Here is a 269-nt window from a genome sequence, read left to right on the forward strand (position 1 = left end):
ATAGTCGCCAGATGGTGTTTGATCGAGTGGGATAACATAGTTTTCACCCAAAATGAAGTAAACATCTGGTGCTTCTGCATATTTCTGTTTTAGTTTTACCTCTACTCGTGCACCTGGAATACCTGTTTTTTGTGATAATGTCACATCCACAGCTGAGCTGCGACGGTAAGTAACCGTCTCTTTTGTATTATATTTTACGTAAGTATTTGATTCAGATGTATTGGCGCTAACAACAGGGGCAAGCGCTGTAAGACCTGTACTCATGCAGG

Annotated in this window: 1 protein-coding gene; it reads right to left on the reverse strand. The window is 41.3% G+C overall.

Going from position 1 to position 269, the window contains the following annotated elements; translation table 11 throughout:
• Positions 1–269, reverse strand: a 269-nt coding sequence (locus tag C1E99_RS14835; protein ID WP_161951226.1) for a hypothetical protein, incomplete at both ends; no start/stop codon positions are given.

It is taken from the genome of Streptococcus suis, from assembly GCF_002964045.1.
Classification (GTDB): domain Bacteria; phylum Bacillota; class Bacilli; order Lactobacillales; family Streptococcaceae; genus Streptococcus; species Streptococcus suis_U.